General features: G+C 47.9%; 22 protein-coding genes and 1 riboswitch. Of the genes, 14 read left to right on the forward strand and 8 right to left on the reverse strand.

Annotation, left to right across the window (positions count from 1 at the left end; translation table 11 throughout):
- Positions 1-46: 46 nt before the first annotated feature.
- Together rsoA and NYE36_RS16905 are read right to left on the reverse strand one after the other, a co-directional pair.
- Positions 47-283 (reverse strand): sigma-O factor regulator RsoA, encoded by a 237-nt coding sequence (gene rsoA, locus NYE36_RS16900; RefSeq protein ID WP_003151778.1) that lies wholly within the window; start codon positions 281-283, stop codon positions 47-49.
- Complete coding sequence (locus NYE36_RS16905) at positions 280-816, reverse strand: sigma-70 family RNA polymerase sigma factor (RefSeq protein ID WP_087920805.1); 537 nt, start codon at positions 814-816, stop codon at positions 280-282. Before NYE36_RS16905 ends, rsoA begins: the two co-directional genes overlap by 4 nt.
- 242 nt (positions 817-1,058) lie before the next feature.
- Between NYE36_RS16905 and NYE36_RS16910 the strand changes: the two genes are divergently transcribed.
- From NYE36_RS16910 to NYE36_RS16920, 3 genes are all read left to right on the forward strand, one after another.
- Positions 1,059-1,214, forward strand: a complete 156-nt coding sequence (locus tag NYE36_RS16910) for a YvrJ family protein (protein ID WP_012118419.1) — start codon at positions 1,059-1,061, stop codon at positions 1,212-1,214.
- Positions 1,215-1,331: 117 nt separating this feature from the next.
- Positions 1,332-2,492: an oxalate decarboxylase family bicupin gene (locus tag NYE36_RS16915; protein ID WP_007410043.1), complete on the forward strand. Its 1,161-nt coding sequence runs from the start codon at positions 1,332-1,334 to the stop codon at positions 2,490-2,492.
- Between the two features lie 66 nt (positions 2,493-2,558).
- Positions 2,559-2,981, forward strand: coding sequence for a regulatory YrvL family protein (locus NYE36_RS16920; protein WP_015418194.1), 423 nt, complete (start codon positions 2,559-2,561; stop codon positions 2,979-2,981).
- A gap of 37 nt (positions 2,982-3,018) precedes the next feature.
- Here the strand turns inward: NYE36_RS16920 and NYE36_RS16925 are convergent, their stop codons facing one another.
- The 3 genes from NYE36_RS16925 to NYE36_RS16935 are packed head-to-tail and all read right to left on the reverse strand — an operon-like array spanning position 3,019 to position 5,888.
- Complete coding sequence (locus NYE36_RS16925; protein ID WP_015418195.1) at positions 3,019-3,822, reverse strand: ABC transporter ATP-binding protein; 804 nt, start codon at positions 3,820-3,822, stop codon at positions 3,019-3,021.
- A gap of 18 nt (positions 3,823-3,840) precedes the next feature.
- Entirely contained in the window at positions 3,841-4,851 is a 1,011-nt protein-coding gene (locus NYE36_RS16930) for an iron ABC transporter permease (protein ID WP_033574859.1), read from the reverse strand.
- Positions 4,851-5,888, reverse strand: a complete 1,038-nt coding sequence (locus NYE36_RS16935; RefSeq protein WP_031378357.1) for an iron ABC transporter permease — start codon at positions 5,886-5,888, stop codon at positions 4,851-4,853. Before NYE36_RS16935 ends, NYE36_RS16930 begins: the two co-directional genes overlap by 1 nt.
- 247 nt (positions 5,889-6,135) lie before the next feature.
- On the opposite strand from NYE36_RS16935, the gene NYE36_RS16940 reads away from it, so the two are divergent.
- Together NYE36_RS16940 and NYE36_RS16945 are read left to right on the forward strand one after the other, a co-directional pair.
- Entirely contained in the window at positions 6,136-7,074 is a 939-nt protein-coding gene (locus NYE36_RS16940; protein WP_012118425.1) for an iron-hydroxamate ABC transporter substrate-binding protein, read from the forward strand.
- Positions 7,075-7,220: 146 nt separating this feature from the next.
- Positions 7,221-8,135 (forward strand): class I SAM-dependent methyltransferase, encoded by a 915-nt coding sequence (locus tag NYE36_RS16945; RefSeq protein WP_015418197.1) that lies wholly within the window; start codon positions 7,221-7,223, stop codon positions 8,133-8,135.
- 52 nt (positions 8,136-8,187) lie between these two features.
- Here NYE36_RS16945 and NYE36_RS16950 read toward each other — a convergent pair whose 3' ends face one another.
- Together NYE36_RS16950 and sspJ are read right to left on the reverse strand one after the other, a co-directional pair.
- Entirely contained in the window at positions 8,188-9,600 is a 1,413-nt protein-coding gene (locus NYE36_RS16950; protein WP_007613722.1) for an amino acid permease, read from the reverse strand.
- A 110-nt stretch (positions 9,601-9,710) separates the two neighbouring features.
- A riboswitch (Lysine riboswitch) is annotated at positions 9,711-9,891 on the reverse strand.
- A 122-nt stretch (positions 9,892-10,013) separates the two neighbouring features.
- Positions 10,014-10,154 (reverse strand): small acid-soluble spore protein SspJ, encoded by a 141-nt coding sequence (gene sspJ, locus NYE36_RS16955; protein WP_007410034.1) that lies wholly within the window; start codon positions 10,152-10,154, stop codon positions 10,014-10,016.
- Positions 10,155-10,337: 183 nt separating this feature from the next.
- Here sspJ and NYE36_RS16960 point away from each other — a divergent pair, with 183 nt between their 5' ends.
- Together NYE36_RS16960 and NYE36_RS16965 are read left to right on the forward strand one after the other, a co-directional pair.
- A complete protein-coding gene (locus NYE36_RS16960; protein ID WP_003151759.1) occupies positions 10,338-10,820 on the forward strand; it encodes a metal-dependent hydrolase in 483 nt (160 codons plus the stop codon).
- Positions 10,821-10,861: 41 nt separating this feature from the next.
- Positions 10,862-12,718, forward strand: coding sequence for an LTA synthase family protein (locus NYE36_RS16965; protein WP_265451040.1), 1,857 nt, complete (start codon positions 10,862-10,864; stop codon positions 12,716-12,718).
- Between the two features lie 30 nt (positions 12,719-12,748).
- Here NYE36_RS16965 and NYE36_RS16970 read toward each other — a convergent pair whose 3' ends face one another.
- Positions 12,749-13,675 (reverse strand): substrate-binding domain-containing protein, encoded by a 927-nt coding sequence (locus tag NYE36_RS16970; protein ID WP_007410031.1) that lies wholly within the window; start codon positions 13,673-13,675, stop codon positions 12,749-12,751.
- A gap of 117 nt (positions 13,676-13,792) precedes the next feature.
- Between NYE36_RS16970 and modA the strand changes: the two genes are divergently transcribed.
- The 7 genes from modA (at position 13,793) to NYE36_RS17005 (ending at position 20,425) form a co-directional block, all read left to right on the forward strand.
- On the forward strand, positions 13,793-14,590 hold the full coding sequence (gene modA / locus NYE36_RS16975) for a molybdate ABC transporter substrate-binding protein (RefSeq protein WP_064107467.1): 798 nt from the start codon (positions 13,793-13,795) through the stop codon (positions 14,588-14,590).
- Positions 14,571-15,254 (forward strand): molybdate ABC transporter permease subunit, encoded by a 684-nt coding sequence (gene modB, locus NYE36_RS16980; protein ID WP_014305804.1) that lies wholly within the window; start codon positions 14,571-14,573, stop codon positions 15,252-15,254. Before modA ends, modB begins: the two co-directional genes overlap by 20 nt.
- Positions 15,255-15,348: 94 nt before the next feature.
- Complete coding sequence (locus tag NYE36_RS16985) at positions 15,349-15,996, forward strand: response regulator transcription factor (protein ID WP_241457688.1); 648 nt, start codon at positions 15,349-15,351, stop codon at positions 15,994-15,996.
- Positions 15,997-16,001: 5 nt separating this feature from the next.
- Complete coding sequence (locus tag NYE36_RS16990) at positions 16,002-17,105, forward strand: sensor histidine kinase (RefSeq protein WP_241458356.1); 1,104 nt, start codon at positions 16,002-16,004, stop codon at positions 17,103-17,105.
- A gap of 119 nt (positions 17,106-17,224) precedes the next feature.
- Positions 17,225-18,160: an ABC transporter ATP-binding protein gene (locus NYE36_RS16995; protein ID WP_241457690.1), complete on the forward strand. Its 936-nt coding sequence runs from the start codon at positions 17,225-17,227 to the stop codon at positions 18,158-18,160.
- A 23-nt stretch (positions 18,161-18,183) separates the two neighbouring features.
- The gene (locus NYE36_RS17000; protein WP_265451042.1) at positions 18,184-19,278 is read left to right on the forward strand and encodes an ABC transporter permease; all 1,095 of its coding nucleotides are present in this window, start codon (positions 18,184-18,186) and stop codon (positions 19,276-19,278) included.
- A gap of 1 nt (position 19,279) precedes the next feature.
- A complete protein-coding gene (locus tag NYE36_RS17005; RefSeq protein ID WP_012118435.1) occupies positions 19,280-20,425 on the forward strand; it encodes an ABC transporter permease in 1,146 nt (381 codons plus the stop codon).
- Positions 20,426-20,440 lie beyond the last annotated feature (15 nt).

Consider the following 20,440-nt stretch of genomic DNA (forward strand, 5'->3'; position numbering starts at 1 on the left):
TTTCTCACGTTGTCAGAGCGGAATATCCATCATTCCGCCGCTTTTGTCAGGAGCTTTCATTTATAAGATGAAGTATAAATTCCCAAAAACCCGGCACTTCCTGGCATAACAGCATGTCCGCTTTTTCAACGATTTTAATCTTCAATTCTTGTTCGAGATCTTCTCTTTCCTGGTATGATGTATTGCTCAGTTTTTTTTTTATCATTGGCGAAAAACGCGAAATCAAAAGTTCCATTTCGTCGGTATCTGTGTTCTCTTTGTTGAAGTCAAATGGCCCGTTCACTGCTTATTTTCCCCCTTTTTTTGCTTGTCCAGCTGCTTTCTGAGATTGTCGAGCCCTTTTTTATGAATATTGGAAATGTTCTGCCGTGATTCACCCAGCGACTCGGCAATCTCCTTCATCGTCGCTCCGTGAAGATAAATATTCGTCAGCACGCTTTTTTGTTTATCGGTTAACGTCTGAAGCGCTTCGTATAAATCACGGTTTTGGACATGCTGGCTCAAATCCCCCTGCTTCCGCAGAAACTCTTCATATGCGTCTTTTCCCATTTCATAGGGAAGCGCTTCACCTCCCTCCGGCTGATCCACCGTCAGCGGATAGCGCTTCTGATTTTTACGGATGCGCTTGTCAAAATCAATGGAGAAAATCCGGATCATAGAGTTCATATATTTGATGATCCGGATTTCCTTATAAAACTGTTTAAAATGGTCGTCCAGTGATTTTGCATCCTTCTCGTCTGAATGTTCCAGCACATTTTTAAATTTCTCGTAATGCTTTGGGTCACTTAAAAAATGTTTAACGATCGGATGTTTCATAATTTCCTTGCATTTTGACCGTAAAAGAACTTGATAGTCCATAAAACCGCCCCCTATTTAAATTAAATGAAAGAAAGCAAAAAAAAGTAAACTACTCCTTTCCGACTAAGATTCCGCACTCCTTATGTCCCGTATTTGCCGGAACAAAAAAAAGACCCTCAACCGGGATATCAGGTTTACAGGAGCCGCTCTTTCTTTCACTTATATACATGACTGCAGGTCAAGTCAGGAGGTGGCTGATAATGGATCAGGTTTTTATAGAAGAAGCGGTCAGACAGATCGGCAATCTCGGCTTTCCGGCTCTGATTGCCATGTATCTTCTCACACGGTTTGAGAAGAAGTTTGACGCCCTGATCGAACTGATGACGGAACTGAAAGATCAGAAAATGAAAAATTAATTTTCACACGAAGTTGACTTTTCATCGGAACGCATCACTTAACAAAGCAGAAGGGAAAACGAAAGGCCTTTCACATTCTCTTTCTGAAAAAACAAAGCTTGAGAGGAGACGATTTACATGTCAAAAGAAAACAACTGCAATATCCCGCAGCCGATCAGAGGAGACAAAGGGGCGACCGTCACGATTCCGCGCAACCTTGAAAGAGACCGCCAAAATCCGGATATGCTGACGCCGCCGGAAACGGATCACGGCACAGTGGATAATATGAAATTCTCTTTCTCAGATGTGCACAACCGGCTGGAAAAGGGCGGATACGCGCGTGAGGTGACCGTTCGCGAGCTGCCGATTTCTGAGAATCTGGCATCTGTCAACATGCGTTTAAAACCGGGCGCCATCCGTGAGCTGCACTGGCATAAAGAAGCGGAATGGGCATATATGCTGACAGGCAAAGCGCGGGTCACGATTGTTGATGAACAGGGACGCAGTTTTATCGATGACGTGAAGGAAGGAGATCTGTGGTACTTCCCGTCAGGCCTGCCGCACTCCATTCAGGCGCTGAAAGAAGGCTGTGAATTCCTCTTGGTTTTTGATGACGGTTCTTTCTCAGAAAACAGCACATTCCAAGTGACTGACTGGCTTGCACACACACCGCTTGATGTCATTGCCAACAACTTCGGGGTTTCAGAAAAAGACCTCGCCGGCCTGCCCGGGAAAGAAAAATATATCTTTGAAGAGCCGGTTCCCGGGAAGCTGAAAGATGACATTGTGGAAGGCCCGAACGGTGAAGTGCCTTATCCGTTCACTTACCGCCTGCTGGATGAAGGTCCGACTGCTGAGACGGATGGCGGCAAAGTATATATCGCGGATTCCACAAACTTCAAAGTGTCCAAAACGATCGCTTCAGCGCTTGTCGTGGTCGAACCGGGCGCAATGAGAGAGCTGCACTGGCATCCGAACACGCATGAATGGCAGTATTATATTTCCGGTAAAGGGCGGATGACGGTTTTTGCATCGGACGGCCATGCAAGAACATTTAACTATCAGGCCGGGGATGTCGGTTACGTTCCGTTCGCAATGGGCCACTATGTGGAGAATTTGGGAGATGAGCCGCTCGTCTTCCTGGAAATCTTCAAGGATGACCACTATGCCGATGTGTCCCTGAACCAATGGCTTGCCATGCTCCCTGAGAAATTCGTCCAGCAGCATCTGGATCTGGGCAAAGACTTTACGGATATTCTTTCGAAAGAGAAACACCCTGTCGTCAAAAAGAAATGCTGAAGATACACACCGGCTTGCAGAGTTCCGTCTCTGCAAGTCTCCTCTGTGTGAAAAGGAGCTGAACAGATGATCAATCAAAACGGGACGAAAATGTTTTTTCTTCAGGTGCTCCGGTATGCCCTGGCAGCCGCTGCCGTATTATTCGGGTATTTCATTGTGATGATGGCCGTATTTTCATTAGCCGGGACGAGCTACGGATCGATGGCGTACGTCCTGCTTTTTTCCGTGCTTTTTATTCTTCTCGGTTTATGTTTTGAACCGCTTGAGCGGCTGATGATACATAGCTTTACCTTTTTTGGGACGGGCAGGCTGCCTTTTCTCCTTTTAGCCAGCACCGTTCAGCTGCTGTTCCTCTGGATGACCGCGTATACGACGGATAAACTGATTGAAAAGATTTGGCTGTCAACGACGGAGGAGCTGATTGTGGCGGGGGTTTTTTTCGTTTTGGATAAATGCGTCTCCGGACAAAAGCAGCCCCGGGCGCAATAAAAAAACGCAGGCCGGAATGGCTCTGCGTTTTTTTTCATCATACCGTTGCGCTTTCATGCCGGATTAAATCGTAGGTTAAGCAGACCGGTTTGTTCGTGCGCGGATCTTTTACAATCTGTGCGTCAATTTGAAAAACGTCTTTCAATATGCCGGGAGTCATGACTTCCTCCGCCGTTCCTTCCTTGATGACGCGCCCTTTTTTCAGGGCGATCATGTAATGGGAAAAACGGGCGGCATGGTTCAGATCATGAATGACCATTAAGATGGTGCGGCCCTGCTCCTTGTTTAATTTGTCCAGCAGCTGCAAAATTTCAAGCTGATGGGCGAGATCTAAATAAGTGGTCGGTTCATCAAGAAGCAGCAGCTCCGTTTCTTGAGCGAGCGCCATGGCGATCCACACACGCTGCCGCTGCCCCCCGGAAAGCGCTTCGATCGGCCGGTCGTAAAATTCGGCCATCCCCGTCTCTTCCAGCGCCCATTTGATCATGTCACGGTCTTTATCACTCAAACGGCCCATTCCGGACTGATGCGGAAACCTGCCGTAAGAAACAAGTTCGTACACCGTCAGCCCGCTCGGCGCTTCAGGCGTCTGCGGAAGAATTGCCATTTCCTTGGCGATGTCTTTCGTGGATTTTTGCATGATCGCCTGTCCGTTTAAATAGACGGCGCCGGATTTCGGTTTCATGATTCTTGACATCGTTTTGAGAACCGTCGATTTTCCGCAGCCGTTCGGACCGATCAGTGTTGTAATTTTTCCTTTCGGGATGGCGATATCCAATTCTTTCGCTATCAAACGGTCGCCATAACCGACAGTAAGCTGTTCCGCCGATAATGAGTTCATCGCGGCAGTCTCCTTCCTCTATTTCGTTTTCATCAGCAAATATACAAAATACGGCGCTCCGAGCACGGAAATCACCAGGCCGACGGGAACTTCGGACGGTGCAAGCACATTTCTCGCCAGCGTATCGGCAAGCAGAAATAAAAATGCTCCGATTAAAGCCGAAACCGGGATAAGCGTCTGGTGGCGCGGTCCGGTAAGCCTTCTGGCCAAATGCGGCGCAATGAGTCCGAGAAAAGCGATTCCGCCGGCTGCCGCAACACATGACGCGGTCAGGGCAACGGCGCACATCAGCAGAACGCGCCGCTCCTTTTCAACCCGGGTGCCGAGCCCCGCCGCCAGCTGATCACCGAGCTGAAGCACATTTAAATACCTGGCTTTATAGAGGCTGAACGGTAAAAGAACCAGCAGCCACGGCAAAATGGACAGCACCATTTTCCAATTGGCGTTCCAAATCGAACCGGAAATCCATACAAGCGCCTGCATGAAATCCCGCGGGTCCATTTTCAGCTGAAAAATCAAGAGAAGCGCATTAAACCCCGCATTGACGCCGATCCCGACCAAAACGAGCCGGACAGGTGAAACGCCTTTTTTCCAAGCCATCACATAGATGAGCAGCGCAGCCAGAAAAGCCCCCGCCAAAGCGCTCACCGGAAGCAGCCATGTACCGGCCATGCTTAAATCAACAGCTGATCCTTGGAAAAAGAAGATAAACAGAACGACCGCCAAAGACGCCCCGGCGTTAATCCCGAGAATGCCCGGCTCCGCCAAGTCATTTTGAGACACGCTTTGAAAAATCGCGCCTGAAACCGCGATTCCGGCGCCGACCAGCAATGACAGCACCATGCGCGGCAGTCTGAATTCAAATAAAACGAGCTGATCCCGGGCATCCCCCTGTCCGAAAAAGACACGTAGCGTATCAAGAGGCGCAATCCGGATCACACCCATGTTTAAGCTGATAAAAAAGACGATACATATGAGCAAAAACGTAACGGCCATGACCGCCAGCGGTTTTTTCGATTTTACATTCATTACAGCCCTCTCCTTTCCCTGCGCGCCAAATAAAAGAAAAAGGGAACGCCGATAAGGGCGGTTAAAGCGCCGACCGGTGTTTCAAACGGCGCATTGACGAGTCTTGCGGCAATATCACTGAAGACTAACAGAACGGCGCCGAATACCGCCGAACAGGGAATGATCCACCTGTAATCTACCCCGACTAAAAATCGGGTGATATGCGGAATCACCAAGCCGATAAAAGAAATGGCTCCGGCGACTGAGACTGAAGCCCCCGTCAAGAGGACAACGACAAACATTCCGATTACTTTTACAAGCGATGTGTACTGCCCGAGCCCTTTGGCCAGCTCTTCACCCAAGCTCAGCACCGTCACTGAGCGCGCAATCAGAAATGCCAGCAAAAGTCCGATAACCCCGACCGCCAACAGCAGCTGCACGCCTTCCCATTTCACGGAAGCGACTCCTCCGGCGTACCAGAACTTCACATCCTGGGCGACATCAAAACGGATCGCAATCGCGCTTGAAAGCCCCGTTAAGAAATAGCCGACTGCCGTACCGGCCAGCGCGAGCTTCACCGGTGTCAGACCGCCTTTTGAAAACAGGCCGATGCCAAACACAATAAGCGCTCCGATTCCCGCTCCCGCGAAGGACCACAAAACAAGTCCCGCCGCAGACAGGCCCGGAAAAAAAGCAAACGCCAATGCGATCGCAAATCCTGACCCCGACGTCACGCCCATAATCGAAGGCTCAGCAAGCGGGTTCCGCGTCAGCCCCTGCATAATCGCCCCGGACACAGCTAAAAAAGCCCCGACGAGCGCGGCGGCGGCGGTTCTCGGCAGCCTCAGATCGCGTATGATTTGATGAGATGTATTTTGCGGCTGAAAGTGAAAGAGAGCATCCCACACCGTCCGCAGATGAATATCGGCAGCTCCGATGGAAACAGACAGAGCCGCGCCGATCAATAAAACCGCAATCCCGGCACACAGCAGCACAGCCGCTCTGAATGAACGCGCCGTCCACTGGATTTCACTCCCTGATGCCCCTAGAGCCGTCATTGTCTGTTTCTTTTTCAATAGACCCAACACTCGTTCTTCCTTTCTCAAAACAAGAATGGTAATGATAATGATTATCAATGACTTGTTTCAGTATAGCACTTTTATCTTCTCTTTTAATAGACCTAATTTCATATAAAAAAAGAAAGTTTTTCTTAAAAAAGAGCGTGCTTCTCTATGAAAGCAGTGATATAATCACACTGATAATGATTCTCTTTATCACTAATTTTCATGAAAGAAGGAATGTCAGATGTTCCATACATACAAGAAAATCGGCGCAGCGCTGATTGCCATGCTGCTCATCGCCGCTTTGGCCGCATGCGGCAATTCTTCAGACACGAAAGGTTCTTCTGAAAAAGAAGAAACCATCACGTATAAAGCCGAAAACGGCAATATTAAAATTCCGAAGCACCCGAAACGGGTCGTCGTCATGGCTGACGGCTACTACGGCGACTTTAAACAGCTCGGCATCAATGTTGTCGGCGCGCCGCAAAACGTATTTAAAAACCCTTATTACAAAGGGAAAACAAAAGGTGTGACAAACATCGGCGACGGCACGTCCGTTGAAAAAATCATTGACTTAAAGCCGGATTTAATCGTGGTCTGGACGACACAAGGCGCCGATATTGAAAAACTGGAAAAAATCGCGCCGACCATCGCCATTAAATATGACAAGCTCAGCAACATTGATCAATTCAAAGAGTTTGCGAAAATGACAGGCACTGAAGATAAAGCAGACAAATGGCTGGCTGAATGGGATAAGAAAACCGCTGCCGCTAAAACAAAGGTTCAAAAAGCGGTCGGCTCAAAAACCATCTCCATCATGCAGACAAACGGAAAAGACATCTATGTATTCGGTAAAGACTTCGGCCGCGGCGGAAGCATCATTTATGACAAACTCGGGCTGAAGGCCACAAAACTGACGCAGGAAAAAGCCATTAATCAAGGGCCGGGCTACGCCAGCATTTCACTCGAGAAACTGCCTGACTTCGCGGGAGACTACATCTTTATGGGGCCATGGCAGGCCGGCGGTGACGACAAAGGCGTGCTTGACAGCTCAATCTGGAAGAACCTCGATGCCGTCAAACAAAACCATGTCTACCGCATTGATCCGATCGGCTTCTATTTCTCAGACCCGATCTCACTTGAAGGCCAGCTCGACTACATCACAAAAAGCTTAACAAAGTAACCCCGAAGCCGCTGTCACAGCGGCTTTTTATTACGCTTAAAACTTGACAAAAAAATTTATTTATGCTATAATTTACATTTTTGGATTAACATGTATAATAAGATTCTCCCGGCCGGAGATTGATGTAAATAACGGAGGATCTTTATATGAAAGAAAACAAGGCGAGTATGACTTCCCTGCTGTCCGCTTTCGGAAGGGCGTACCACAGTAAATACGACACCCCGGTGATATTTGATGATTTTATGGCACAAGATCTGATTTCCGAAAAAGAGCATTCGGACATCCGCGATCATCTGATTCAAGGTATATCATTTTTCAGTAAAGACATGGCACAGAGGCTTCAAGGCCAACCGAATGACATCTTAAAATGGGTGACTCAAGTACAGCTGTCTCCTACACCGTTAGCCCGTGCCGCATATTGTGAAGAAGTGCTTTTGAATGAAGTGAAGCTCGGGGCCAAACAGTATGTTATCCTTGGCGCGGGGCTCGATACTTTCTGTTTCAGGCATCCTGAGATGACAAACGCCTTAGACATATTTGAAATCGATCATCCCGCTTCACAGGAAGACAAAATAAACAGATTGAAACATCTGAATCTCGACATTTCCCATCATCTTCATTTTGTACCGATGGACTTCGCCGCTTCGCTTTCTTTCAGCCGTCTGTATCAGGAAGGTTTTTCACGCCAAAAAACCTTTTTCAGCCTGCTCGGTGTGTCATACTATCTTACGAAAGAGCATCTCGCCCGCCTGCTCACACAATTATTTGCCGAAGTCCCGCCAGGAAGCTCTATCGTGTTTGATTATGCAGATGAGTCGCTCTTTGAAGAAAGAGGACTGTCAAACAGAGTGGAAAACATGGTGAAAATGGCTGCAGCAAGCGGAGAACCGATGTTATCGTGTTTCAGTTATAAAGAAATCGAAAAAATATTAGAATCATCAGGTCTGCTTATTTATGAACATTTATCTCCGGCGGACGTCAATGACCGTTTTTTCAGCGGACGTACTGACCATTTAACCGCATTCGAGACCATTCATTATATACATGCCGTCAAAAAGTAATCAGCTGCCGCAAACAAAAAAAGACATCTCACAGACGTGAGATGTCTTTTTGTCATACCGATTGTCTGTTGTTTGCAAATTTCTTTGAGACGAAAGGATATAACAGCAAACCGACGAAAAACAGCCCGATACCGAGAATAAAGGTCGTTAAATCGGCCGTTCCGGTAATAATGACATAAAAAGAATAAATGCAGGCAAGGATGGCGATGATACCGTCTCTTACTCTTGAACCCTTTATCTCGTCATACGTTTCACCCGTAAAAATGAGCTTCAGGCTGTAAAACGCTGATACGAGATACGGAATCAGATAAGCGAGTGTCGCCGCCGTCGTTAAAAACGTAAACGCGTCACTGATCGTCCGGGAAATAACTGAAAAGATAAAGATCTGTGACATCACGTTCGTTACGATTAACGACACAACCGGGCTGCCCTGTTTATTCGTTTTTGCAAAAGCAGCCGGAAAGTCTCCTGATTTCGCCGCTTGATACGGAACTTCAGAGCCGAGAAGAATCCAGCCGAGCATCGTTCCGAACAGACACAAAATCGCCAGAATCGCCATGATGACACTTCCCGCATTGCCGACGATCGCGTACAATACGTCAACAAACGGTTTTTCCGAGCCGACAAGCTTACCATGCGGAAGCACGCCCATCGTAATCAATGTCACGATGATATAGATGCCAAGCGCGATCAATAATCCGGTAATGGTGGCGCGTTTCACGTCGCGCTGCGAACGGGCGCGCCCGGATAAAATGACTGCCGATTCAATTCCGACGAACGCCCATAATGTTGAAATCGCCGCATTGTGGATCTGTCCGCCGATTCCCTCAACTGTGTGAGGACCTGTTTGAACCGGAAAATAAAAATGATCGAAAAACGACGTTTGAAACACAAATAAACCTGCAATGATAAAGAAGATAAATCCTAATACTTTTGAAAACGTCGTGACGAAATTTAATTTACTCGCACCGTTAATGCTGGTGACGAGAATCGTGTGAGTGCCCCATAATAAAACCGTACATACGGCAAACGTCAGCAGCTGGCCGAGCGTAACCGCCTGACCGCCGATCGAAAACATTTCACGCTTATCCGTTAAAATCGGGAAAAATGATGTTAAATATCCGGCAAGGCTCGTGATGATCGCCACGTTGCTGATCCAGCTCGCCACCCAGTAGCCCCACACCATCGTGAAGCCCGCTGCATTCCCTTTTTTCCGATCGCTGAACAGCGCACGCGCATAGCTTTGCGGCCCCGCCGTCAGCTCAGGCTTGCGGATGGATAAGTGGCCGAAGACCAGCGCGATCATTAACACACCGGCTCCCGTTAAAAGCCATGCCGATGTGGCGCCGAACGGGCTCGCGATTTTTGCGAGCGAACTCGGAAGCGAAAAGATGCCCGAGCCTACCATATTTCCTACGACAAACGCCGTTAATAACCAAAAACCCCATTTTTTCGTCTGTTCCATTCCTGTACCTCCTGGTTGTTCATTCGTACGGACCAGACCCCGAGATCATATTTACACGCAAAAAAAGCCTGAACAAAAGTCCATGCTTAAAGAAACACACACACCCTTGATCTCCGGATAGCCCTCCGCGAAAAAGCACGCGGCAGTCCTGCACTTATTCAGATACAGTCCCAGCATAAAGAAGGATCGGCTTTCTTTACACTTCGGCGCTGATGCCTTTAACACATGTTTTGCGGCCCCTATCAGCCTGGCATGTGCGACTCATCATCAAGCGCAACCTCTACCTCACCGAGAAAGAGTGAGGATTTTTATCATTCAATTCTACTCAGAGGTTATCAGAGATAAAAAGATCTGTCAAAGGGAAAAATTAGCTGGAAAACGGATAGAGCGTTCGCCCTACCCGTCTTATATGGTCAGCGGTTGTTTTTTTTCTTTTGAACAGCTTCTTGAAGCGGATCGTCTTTCAGAGCTGCACCGGCGTCTTCAAGCGCGCCTTGAATGACGTTTTTGTTTTTATCGCTGTTTTTTCCTTTTTCTTTGTTAAAGAAAGCCATCTGTATCACCTCTTTATCAAATATAGGTACACCTATAATGTGTCTTTTTCCGCGGCAGAATATGCGGAATCCGTGTCTCCTTCCTTTTGGCGGAACAGGTAAAGTTTGTTGATCAAACATGCATTCTCTTGATATATTTGTAATTCAGGGGATTTTGGCAAAAATAAAAAGGAGAAGCGAAAAATGACAGGAAAAACACACATCATGGGAGGCATCGCTTCTTGTTCCGCAATTGCGTATTATTACGGGTATGATCCGGTCCTTATGACCTCAGCGGGTGCCCTCGGGGCGCTGATTCCCGACATATGCCATACGAAAAGCAAAATCGGCAGGACGCTGCCCGTTCTGTCCAAAATCGTAAGCACGGTGTTCGGCCACAGAACGTTTACACACAGCCTGCTGTTTATGCTTATTATGTTTTTCATTACGGCAACCTATATTCCGAATCCGAGCATTTCCGCCGGACTGATGATCGGAATGGCGAGCCATCTTGTACTTGACGCATGGACCGTCAACGGCATTAAACTGCTGTTTCCGTCCGCCATCCGCTTCCGTCTTCCCCTTTATATGAGAACGGGGAGCTTTTCGGAGCAGCTTGTGCTGGCCGGCTTAACGATTGTATCCTGCTATTATTTATACGAACTGGTTCACGGCCGCATCTCTTAAACAAAAAGCATCTTTCGCTTTTAGGGTGAGGAGTCATACATATGAAGAAAACCTTTTTCAGCAATCATCGGTTTTTATGCCTGTCCATCCTGTTCATGTGGATGAAAACCTATGCCGTTTATAAGCTCGGTTTTGATCTGCAGAACAATTCGGTTCTTGAGGAATGTCTGCTTCTCATTAATCCGCTGAGCTTCATTGTGCCGCTGTTCGGCATCGCCCTCTTGCTGACAGAAAAAAAACAGCGGATCTTTCTGCTTTCGGCGAATGTGATGCTGACGGGAATTTTAATCGCGAATACGGTGTTTTACGGGTTTTATATTGATTTTATCACCATACCGGTTTTGTTTCAGGCGAGCAATATGGGCGATATGGGAAGCAGCGTCCAAGAGCTGTTTCACCCGCTTTATATCGCTTTATTTTTGGATATTGCGGTTTTGTTTTATCTTGGTAAAAGGCATAAAGCTGGTAAAGGTAAAGCCAGCACCCGTACCGTTAAAGCGTATGCGTGGGCATCAGCCGGCCTCATGCTGTGCAACCTTGCGCTGTCTGAGGCCGAGCAGCCGAAGCTGTTCAAGCACCCTTTTGATCGTGAAGCGCTCGTAAAAGGAATCGGCCTGTTCCACTTTCATTTGTATGACACCATTTCGCAGACGCTGAATGCAGGGGCAAAAGCGTTTGCCGATGAAGACAGCCTTGCGGCGGTCGCAAATTACACTCAAGCCGACTACAGCAGGCCGTCCGATTCAAAATTCGGGCTTGCAAAGGGGCGCAATGTGATTTTTGTTACGCTCGAATCAACACAGCGTTTTGTAATGGATGAGCGGGTCAACGGGCGGGAGATTACCCCGTTTTTAAATAAACTGCGGAAAAAAAGTTATGACTTCACTCATTTTTATCAGCAGACTGAACAGGGAAAAACCTCAGATTCAGAATTCATTACTGCGAATTCGCTGTATCCGTCTTCAAGCGGCGCCGTTTTTTTCACAAAAAGCGGCCACCGGTTCAATACGATGTACCATATGTTAAAAGACCGTCAATACTATTCAGCCGTTCTGCATGCCAATCATAAGGCCTTTTGGAACCGGGATGAGATGTACGGGGCATTCGGAATCGACCGTTTTTTCGACGCGGATGAATTTAAGGTGACACAGGAAAATTCAACAGGCTGGGGCCTGAAGGACAAGGAATTTCTCGAACAGTCAGCGGAAAAATTAAAGAAGCTTCCGCAGCCGTTTTACGCGAGCCTGCTGACTTTGACCAACCATTTTCCTTTTGAAATTGATAAACAGGATCAGCTCATTGAGGAACCGGACACAAGCAGCGAGTTATTAAACCGCTATGTGACGACGGTCCGCTATGAAGATGAGGCCCTGAAACACTTTTTCAAGAAGCTGAAAAAAGAAGAACTGTATGACAACGCGATGATCGTCCTGATGGGAGATCATTACGGTATATCCGAAGCCCATAATCAAGGACTTGCCGAATTCTTAGGGAAAGAGGAAATCACTCCGTTTGATACGGTTCAGCTTCAGCGCGTGCCGTTTATCATTCATATTCCCGGGGTGACCGACCGTGCGCCGGAAACGATTGCTTCGGCCGCGGGACAGGTTGATGTAAGACCGACGCTGCTTCACCTGCTCGGCATTGAAACGAAAGGCAGCATTCAGTTCGGCAATGATCTGTTTTCCGGAGAGCGGACCCCGTTTGCGGTACTGAGAAACGGCAGCTTTATCACGGATGATCATATTTATACGAAAAATACGTGTTACAGCCGTAAGACGGGTGAACCGCTTTCTGACATGAGCGCGTGCAGCGATGAGAAAGAAAAAGCGGAACAAGAGCTGATGCTTTCCGATAAAATATTAAACGGCGACCTGCTGCGGTTTTATAAGCAATAAAAAAATCCCTCCGTTATATGGAGGGATTTTTCATGTTTCATATATAAGCCGTCCGGTCATTTTCGTATCATATCCGGATAATTGAGAAAGCTGAGACTTGAATTCCTCAGAATTAAGAATGTCCTGCACGCTTTGAACAAGCTCCCGGTTTTGTTTTAAGACGACCACATCGTACTGCTCACTGATCACCGGGATAAAGTCCGTGCCCGCCATATGCGCCGCATGCTGCGACCCGACTCCGATATCCGCCTTTCCGCTTGATACTTGTGAAGCCGCTGACAGATGATCCGTGACAATGTCATGATAGCCGGCGACATCAGACGGCGTAATGCCGAAAGATCTGAGCTGTTCATCCAGCAGCACCCTCGCGCCTGATCCTTTTTCGCGATTGACGATGCGGACATCTTTTCGGCTCATGTCCTGAAAACCCTGAATGTTCAGCGGATTACCTTTTTTCACATATAATCCGGCCTGCCGAAGCACGACATGAAAAAGCGCAAACGGCTCCCCTGAAAGAATGCGCTTCACGTACGGGATGTTATACTGCCCCGTCTCCCCATCGTATAAATGCAGACTGACGATGTCACAGGCTCCGCGGTACATCTCGATCAGGCTGTTCAAACTGCCGCTGTACTTGCGGAGCGGAGCCGCCTGTATTGTTTGTTCCAGCTGTTTGCTGAGGAGGTCCATCGACACATCCTGCCCACTGATGATAACGGACTGCCTTTTTTCCGGCTCCCGCCCGCGGGACGGGTCAGGCGCTTCTGCTGCGGATGGCTTTTTTGACATTCTCATGTTTGCTTTATATTGTTTTAAGTCCTCTTCATCGACCCTCATCTGTCTTCCGACCCTGTACGCCGGAATGAGTCCTTTTTTTATCAAATCATATACTGTCAGTTTGGAGACCTTCAAAAGGCCCGCAACTTCTTCTATTGTATAGGAAGTGGCTTCTGTCATATTATCACGCTCCGTTTTTATTATAACTGTTCAGATATTGAAAAAAAACCGCACCATCACGTACAATTGCGTTATAATTAGTTTGATCTAATGATATTTAGCTATAAGGGGTGCACAATGTTGAAAAAGAAAGCGACACTACTCACAACTGCGGCTATGGCCGTTTTCCTTGCAACTGCGGGCTGCTCATCCGGACAATCGTCCAAAGGCGGACAAAACGAAAAAGTCACGCTGACCGTTTCTGCGGCAGCCAGCGCTCAGGATGCACTTGAAGAAATCCAGACCAACTACGAAAAATCTCATTCAAACGTAATCATTCAAGACAACTTCGGATCATCAGGCACATTGCAAAAACAAATTTCACAAGGCGCGGGAGCTGATTTATTCTTCTCGGCAGCCGAAGATAAATTCGAAAAGCTCGTTCATGACGGAGATATCGACAAAAAAGACAGCACGGATCTTTTGAAAAATGATCTTGTCATGATCGTACCTGAGAAAAACAGCGCACACCTGACACATCTGAATGACCTGAAAAAAGACAGCGCGGAAAAAATTGCGCTCGGCACGCCTGAATCCGTTCCGGCCGGACAATACGCCAAACAGTCATTGACGGCATTATCCCTGTGGGACAAGGTAAAAGATAAAGTCGTCTATGCAAAAGACGTTCGCCAGGTGCTTTCTTATGTTGAAACCGGAAATGTCGATGCCGGGCTTGTCTATAAAACAGACGCGCTGATTTCGAAAAAGGTGAAAATCACCGATGAAGCGCCGGCGAAAACGCACGATCCGATCGTTTATCCGCTTGGCATCGTCAAGGATACAAAGCACCGTAAAGAAGCAGAAGCGTTTTATCAGTATCTGCAGTCAGATGAAGCAATGAAAGTGTTTAAGAAATATGGATTTACTGCCAAGTAACATTACGGCTTCGGAATTTTTCACCCCAGTCGTATTGTCTTTTGAGGTGGCTTTGGCATCAGGCATCGCCGTCATCATTCTCGGGACGCTTGCCGGCGCCTGGATGGCGAAAGCGCGATTTCCCGGAAAAACGGCTGTGGAGACCCTGTTTATGCTCCCGCTCGTTCTTCCGCCTACCGTTGTCGGCTTCATTCTCATTATTATTTTCGGGAAACACAGCTTTATCGGCCGGGCGATTGAGCGGATTTTTCACCAGCCCGTCATTTTCACGTGGTCGGCCGCGGTGATCGCTTCGGCCATTGTCGCCTTCCCGCTTATGTATCAGTCCGCTAAAACGGGCTTCGCCGCGGTTGATGCTGACATCGAGGGAGCGGCGAAAGTAGACGGAGCCGGCAGGTGGCAGGTGTTCACCCGTATTTCCGTCCCGCTTGCCTTTCCCTCCCTCTTGACCGGAAGCATTCTCAGTATTGCACGTGCGCTAGGTGAATTCGGGGCGACTTTAATGTTTGCGGGAAATATTCCCGGTGTCACCCAAACGCTGCCGACAGCGATTTACGTCGCGATGGACTCCGGCAATGAAACACTCGCCTGGGTGTGGGTGATCTGTATTGTAATCATTTCTTTCCTGATGCTGTTTTTCATCCAATTGAAAAAACCCGCTTGACCGATCCGCCTTCCGCGCACCTTTCGCCGGAAGGCTTTTTGATTTAAAATCGGATGGTATATAATGAAACAAAAAACACACAAAGGGTGCGGCCATGAAGATTAATGTCATTATCGCGGATGATAATTCTTTCATCAGAGAAGGAATGAAAATCATTTTGCATACATATGAGGAATTTACTGTATCGGCAACGTTGGAAAATGGCCTCGAGGCGGCAGAGTATTGTAAACACAATCCCGTCGATATCGCCTTGCTGGACGTCCGCATGCCGGTGATGAACGGTGTCGAAGCCGCAAAACGGATCGCGGAGGAAACGGATACGAAACCGATGATCCTGACGACATTTGACGACGATGAGTATATTTTAGAAGCGATTAAAAACGGCGCGAAAGGATATTTATTAAAAAACACCGAACCGGAACGGATACGCGATGCGATCAAAAGCGTTTTCAACGGGCACAGCATTCTTCAGGACACCGTACTGGATAAAATAAAAGACAGCCTTTTCCGGCCGGCGGAAGCCGCGCATCAGATTGATGAAAGCCAGTTTACTGAAAGAGAGCTCAGCATCATGTCGCTTATTGCGAAAGGATTCTCGAACAGGGAAATTTCAAAACAGCTTTTCATTTCTGAAGGGACGACGGCCAATTATATTTCATCTATTTTAGGGAAAACAGGGCTTGAGCACAGAACGCAGATCGCGATTTATTATATCACCGGGAAGGTGGATAACGGGCGTTGAACGGTATGGATTTTTGGATGCTGATGAGCAGACTGATCGCCATTTTTTATACGGCTTTTTTGTTCGTCTCGGCAGACCGCCTTTACACACCGTACGCCGTCTTGTTTCTGCTGCTTTATCTGTCTTTGGGCATTGCGGTCTGCATGATCAGGCTGCCCGCTTGGAGGCGCGGGATCACCCTGCTTTCGCTTGCATTGACTGCTTGGCTTTCCGCCTTAGGCCATCCGGCGTTTCTGTTTCTTTTGCCGCCCGCCATTTTTGCCGTTCTTGCCGAATATCCGGTTCACCGCTATGTGTTCTGCCTGCTCGTGTTTTTGCCGTTTTTATTTATCCCGTACGGCGACCTTCCGACTTATATCGTCATGACCTTGTTCTGCTTGGCGATATTCGTTTTGGCCGCCCGTTCCAGCGACCGGCTGAAAAAATATGAAGAGCAGTCAGACAGCATGCGCTCAAGCATTGAAAAACTGACGAAACAGCTGCACAGCAGCACGGAATATATCAAACAATCGGAGTATACCGGCAAACTCGAAGAAAGAAACAGATTGTCCCAAGCCATCCATGACAAAATCGGCCATTCCATGACAGGCGCGCTCATTCAGATGGAAGCGGCGAAGCGGATGCTCGGCTCCCATCCGGACAAAGCGGCTGAACTGCTCCAAAACGCCATTACCATTTCCAAAGAGGGCATTGAGGATATCCGCATAACGCTGAAAAATATGAAACCGCCCGCTGAACAAATGGGCATTCACAGATTAAGAACGTTTATTGATGAATTTTCGGCCAAAAACGGGATGCCGGTTCCGTTTACGCATCAAGGCGATTTGGACAGGCTGACGCAAATGCATTGGAGAGTCATTCAGGAAAACGTAACCGAAGCCTTGACCAATGCAATGAAATACGCCGATGCCACGCAGATTTTCATTGATATCCATGTGCTGAATAAAGCCGTGAAAGCGGAAGTGAAAGATAACGGAAACGGCGCCGTCCGCTTTAAAAAAGGCCTCGGCATGCTCGGTATGGAAGAACGTGCGGCCGTCCTGCACGGAACCGTTATTTTTGACGGCACGGCCGGTTTTTCCGTTACGACATTGCTTCCGGTTGAATAAGTGAATGTTTTCATGTGAAAAATATGAAGATTCTCATGTCAAAGGAATGAACAGCTGCACTAACGGCCGTTCATTCTTTTTTTTATAATAAGAGCATCATAAGACATAGAGGTGGAAACATGAACATTTTGGAGCTCAAACAGCTGAGTAAGAAATTCGGTGATTATGCCGCCGTTGACCAGATGTCGCTTGCCGTAAAAGAAGGTGAGATTTTCGGGTTTCTCGGCGCAAACGGAGCCGGAAAAAGCACGACGATCAATATGATCTCAGGCCTTTTAAAACCTTCAGGCGGAGACATTCTGTTTCTCGGAAAAGATATTTTCAAATATAGCAAAGCAACGAAAATGAATATCGGCATCGTCCCTCAGGACCTCGCGATTTACGAAGAATTAAACGCCTATGAAAATGTGAAGTTCTTCGCCGGGCTGTACGGCCTGAGAGGGGCGGCTCTGAAAGAACGGGTCGAGGAGGCCCTGACATTCGTCGGCTTAAGCGATAAACACAAATATTTGCCGAAGCATTTTTCCGGCGGAATGAAGCGCAGGCTCAATATCGCCTGCGCCCTTGCCCACCGGCCGAAACTGATCATCATGGATGAACCGACAGTCGGCATTGACCCGCAATCAAGAAATTATATTCTGCAATCAGTGAAAAAGCTGAATGAAATGGGCTGCACGATCATCTACACGAGCCACTACATGGAGGAAGTGGAAGAAATATGCACACGCATCGCCATCATCGACCACGGAAAGGTCATCGCAGAAGGCACAAAAGAACAGCTGACCTCCATCATTACCGACACGAAGGACGTCGTGATTGAGCTGTCATCCGGAAACGGCATCAGCCTCGGCGATATTCAGGAGCTGCCCGGCGTCAGAGCCGCCACACTGGAAGAAAACAGCGTGAAAATCAGCTCTGACACAGGGGTCAACAATTTAAACCGCCAGATCCGGTACTTCATGGACAAAGGAATTGAAATCCGCTCCTTGCAGGAACAGGCCCCTGACTTAGAAACGGTATTTCTCACGCTGACAGGCAGAAGCCTGCGCGACTGACCCCGCTGAAAGGAGGATTGCAAATGAATATTCTGCACATCGCCGGGAAAGAAATCAAAATCAGTTTCCGCGACAGACGGACTTTTATTTTCATGCTTGCTTTTCCGATCGTCTTCATGCTGATTTTCACTGCGGCATTATCAAACGCCTTTGATTCAGAGGTGACGGTCGGAAACATCAAGGTGGTATATACGGACCAGTCAAACGGCCCTCTTTCTCATGATTTTACTGAGTTTATGAAAAACGCAAAAAAAGAGCATGTCTATTTTCAAAAAGCGGACACGGAGGCAAAAGGCAAAAACGAGGTTCGAGAAAATCAGGCGGATGCTTTCGTCACTGTAAAAAACACCGGTTTTCAAGTCTTTACAAATGACCGGAGCGGCATAAACGGCACGATCGTCCAAGGCATGCTGACCGCTTTTACCAATCAATACAAAGCAGGCGCCGCCGCTTACAAGGCGCATAAGGCGCCTTCCGCCGGACAAATCAAAAGCGATTATATGAAGCAGACGTCTTTACACAAAGCGAAAGAACCGAAAGCGAAAGATTTTTACGCGATATCCATGACGACGATGATCGGGCTGTACGCCTCGATTTTTGCAAGCACCTTATTCCGCGGGGAAAGAATACGGCACACCGCAGATCGCCTGATCGCCGCCCCGCTCCGGAAAAGCGATATCTTTCTCGGAAAGATGCTCGGCATTTTGGCTGTGAATGTTCTGACGATTCTTGCCGTTGTCGCCTTCAGCAAATTTATCTTAAAAGCGAATTGGGGCAGCCACATGGGCCTTGTGCTTTTGATTCTCGTTTCTGAAATTCTTTTGGCCGTCAGCTTCGGACTCAGCCTGAGCTATTTGACCAGAAAACCCGAAAGCGCCAGATTAATCACCGTCATCATCGTTCAGGTGATGTCCATTATCGGCGGCGCCTATTACAAATATGAAGGCGGAGGAATTTCCGCCCTGTCGCCCTTATCCTGGATCAATAAGGCGATTAACAGCATCATTTACGCAAATGATGTATCAGCGGCATGGCCTGCACTCGGTTTAAATACAGCATTGGCGGCACTCTTTTTGCTGATCGCCGCATTTACGTTTCAAAGACGGGAGGGACTGTAATATGAAAAACTTCTGGTGGCTGTTTGCGCACACTCTCAAAGGGATTACAAAAAGCAAAAAACAGCTCATTCTTTATATCGGGGCTCCGCTGATCGGCGTCTTCCTCTCCTTCATGACCAATGCCAACGGCGGAGCCGAAACGCTCAATATCGGCATTCTCGATCAAGACGGCGGAGAAGTGGCGCAGGATACGGCCGCGTTTTTAAAAGGACTGGATCATGTGAAGATTTCGGAGGAAACAGCTGCGTCCGCCACATCAAAAATCGCTTCAGGAAAAATGGAGGCGCTCATTACGTTTGAAAAAGGCTTCTCCCAAAGCGTAAAAGACGGGAAACCGTCTCACATCGGCATGACCTCGCTGAAAGGCGCCCAGGTCACCGGATATGTCAGCTCTTATTTGTACAATTATATGAACAGCATCGCCTCAATCGGCAAATCCTCCGGCGGAGACGCAAAGGCCTTTCAGGCGATGTACGCCGATTTCAAGCATTCTCCCATTCAAACGGAGTCCGCTGTTTTACAAGATACATCGAACCATAAAGAAATGACTTACTCAGTCATCGGGTATCTCATTATCATTATGCTCTATTCCGCAGGCAACCTGACGGAACTAATGATTAAAGAGAGAGAAAACAGGACATACTACAGGCTTCTGTCAACGCCGATCACATCAAAGCAGTATGTATTGGCGAACGCGGCGGTGAATATCATTATCATGGCCGTCCAAATTCTATTCGCCGTTCTCTTTATGGGCGCCGCTTTTCATATTCATCCGTCATTCCCGCTGTGGCAGCTGTTCGTCCTGATGATGCTGTTTGCATTAAGCGCGATCGGGGTCGCCTTTATTGCCGTCGGTTTTTCCAATAGCAGCGCTTCGGCATCGGCGCTTTTGAATTTGATCGTCGTGCCGACATGCTTGCTGGCCGGCTGCTTCTTTCCGGGCAATATTATGCCGAAAACGGTGCAGACAATCGCCGAATTTCTGCCTCAGCGCTGGGTGCTCGATACGGTGGATCAATTGCAGCAAGGCCGCACGTTCCAAAGCCTGATGCTGAACATCATCATTTTGGGAGCCTTCGCCGCCGCCCTGTTATTAATAGCCGCATACAGGTTCAGCGTAAAACGTCAGACACAGACATTTATGTAAAGAAAAACAGCCCCG

Origin of the sequence: Bacillus sp. FSL R5-0593 (genome assembly GCF_038603755.1) — a bacterium.
GTDB lineage: Bacteria > Bacillota > Bacilli > Bacillales > Bacillaceae > Bacillus > Bacillus velezensis.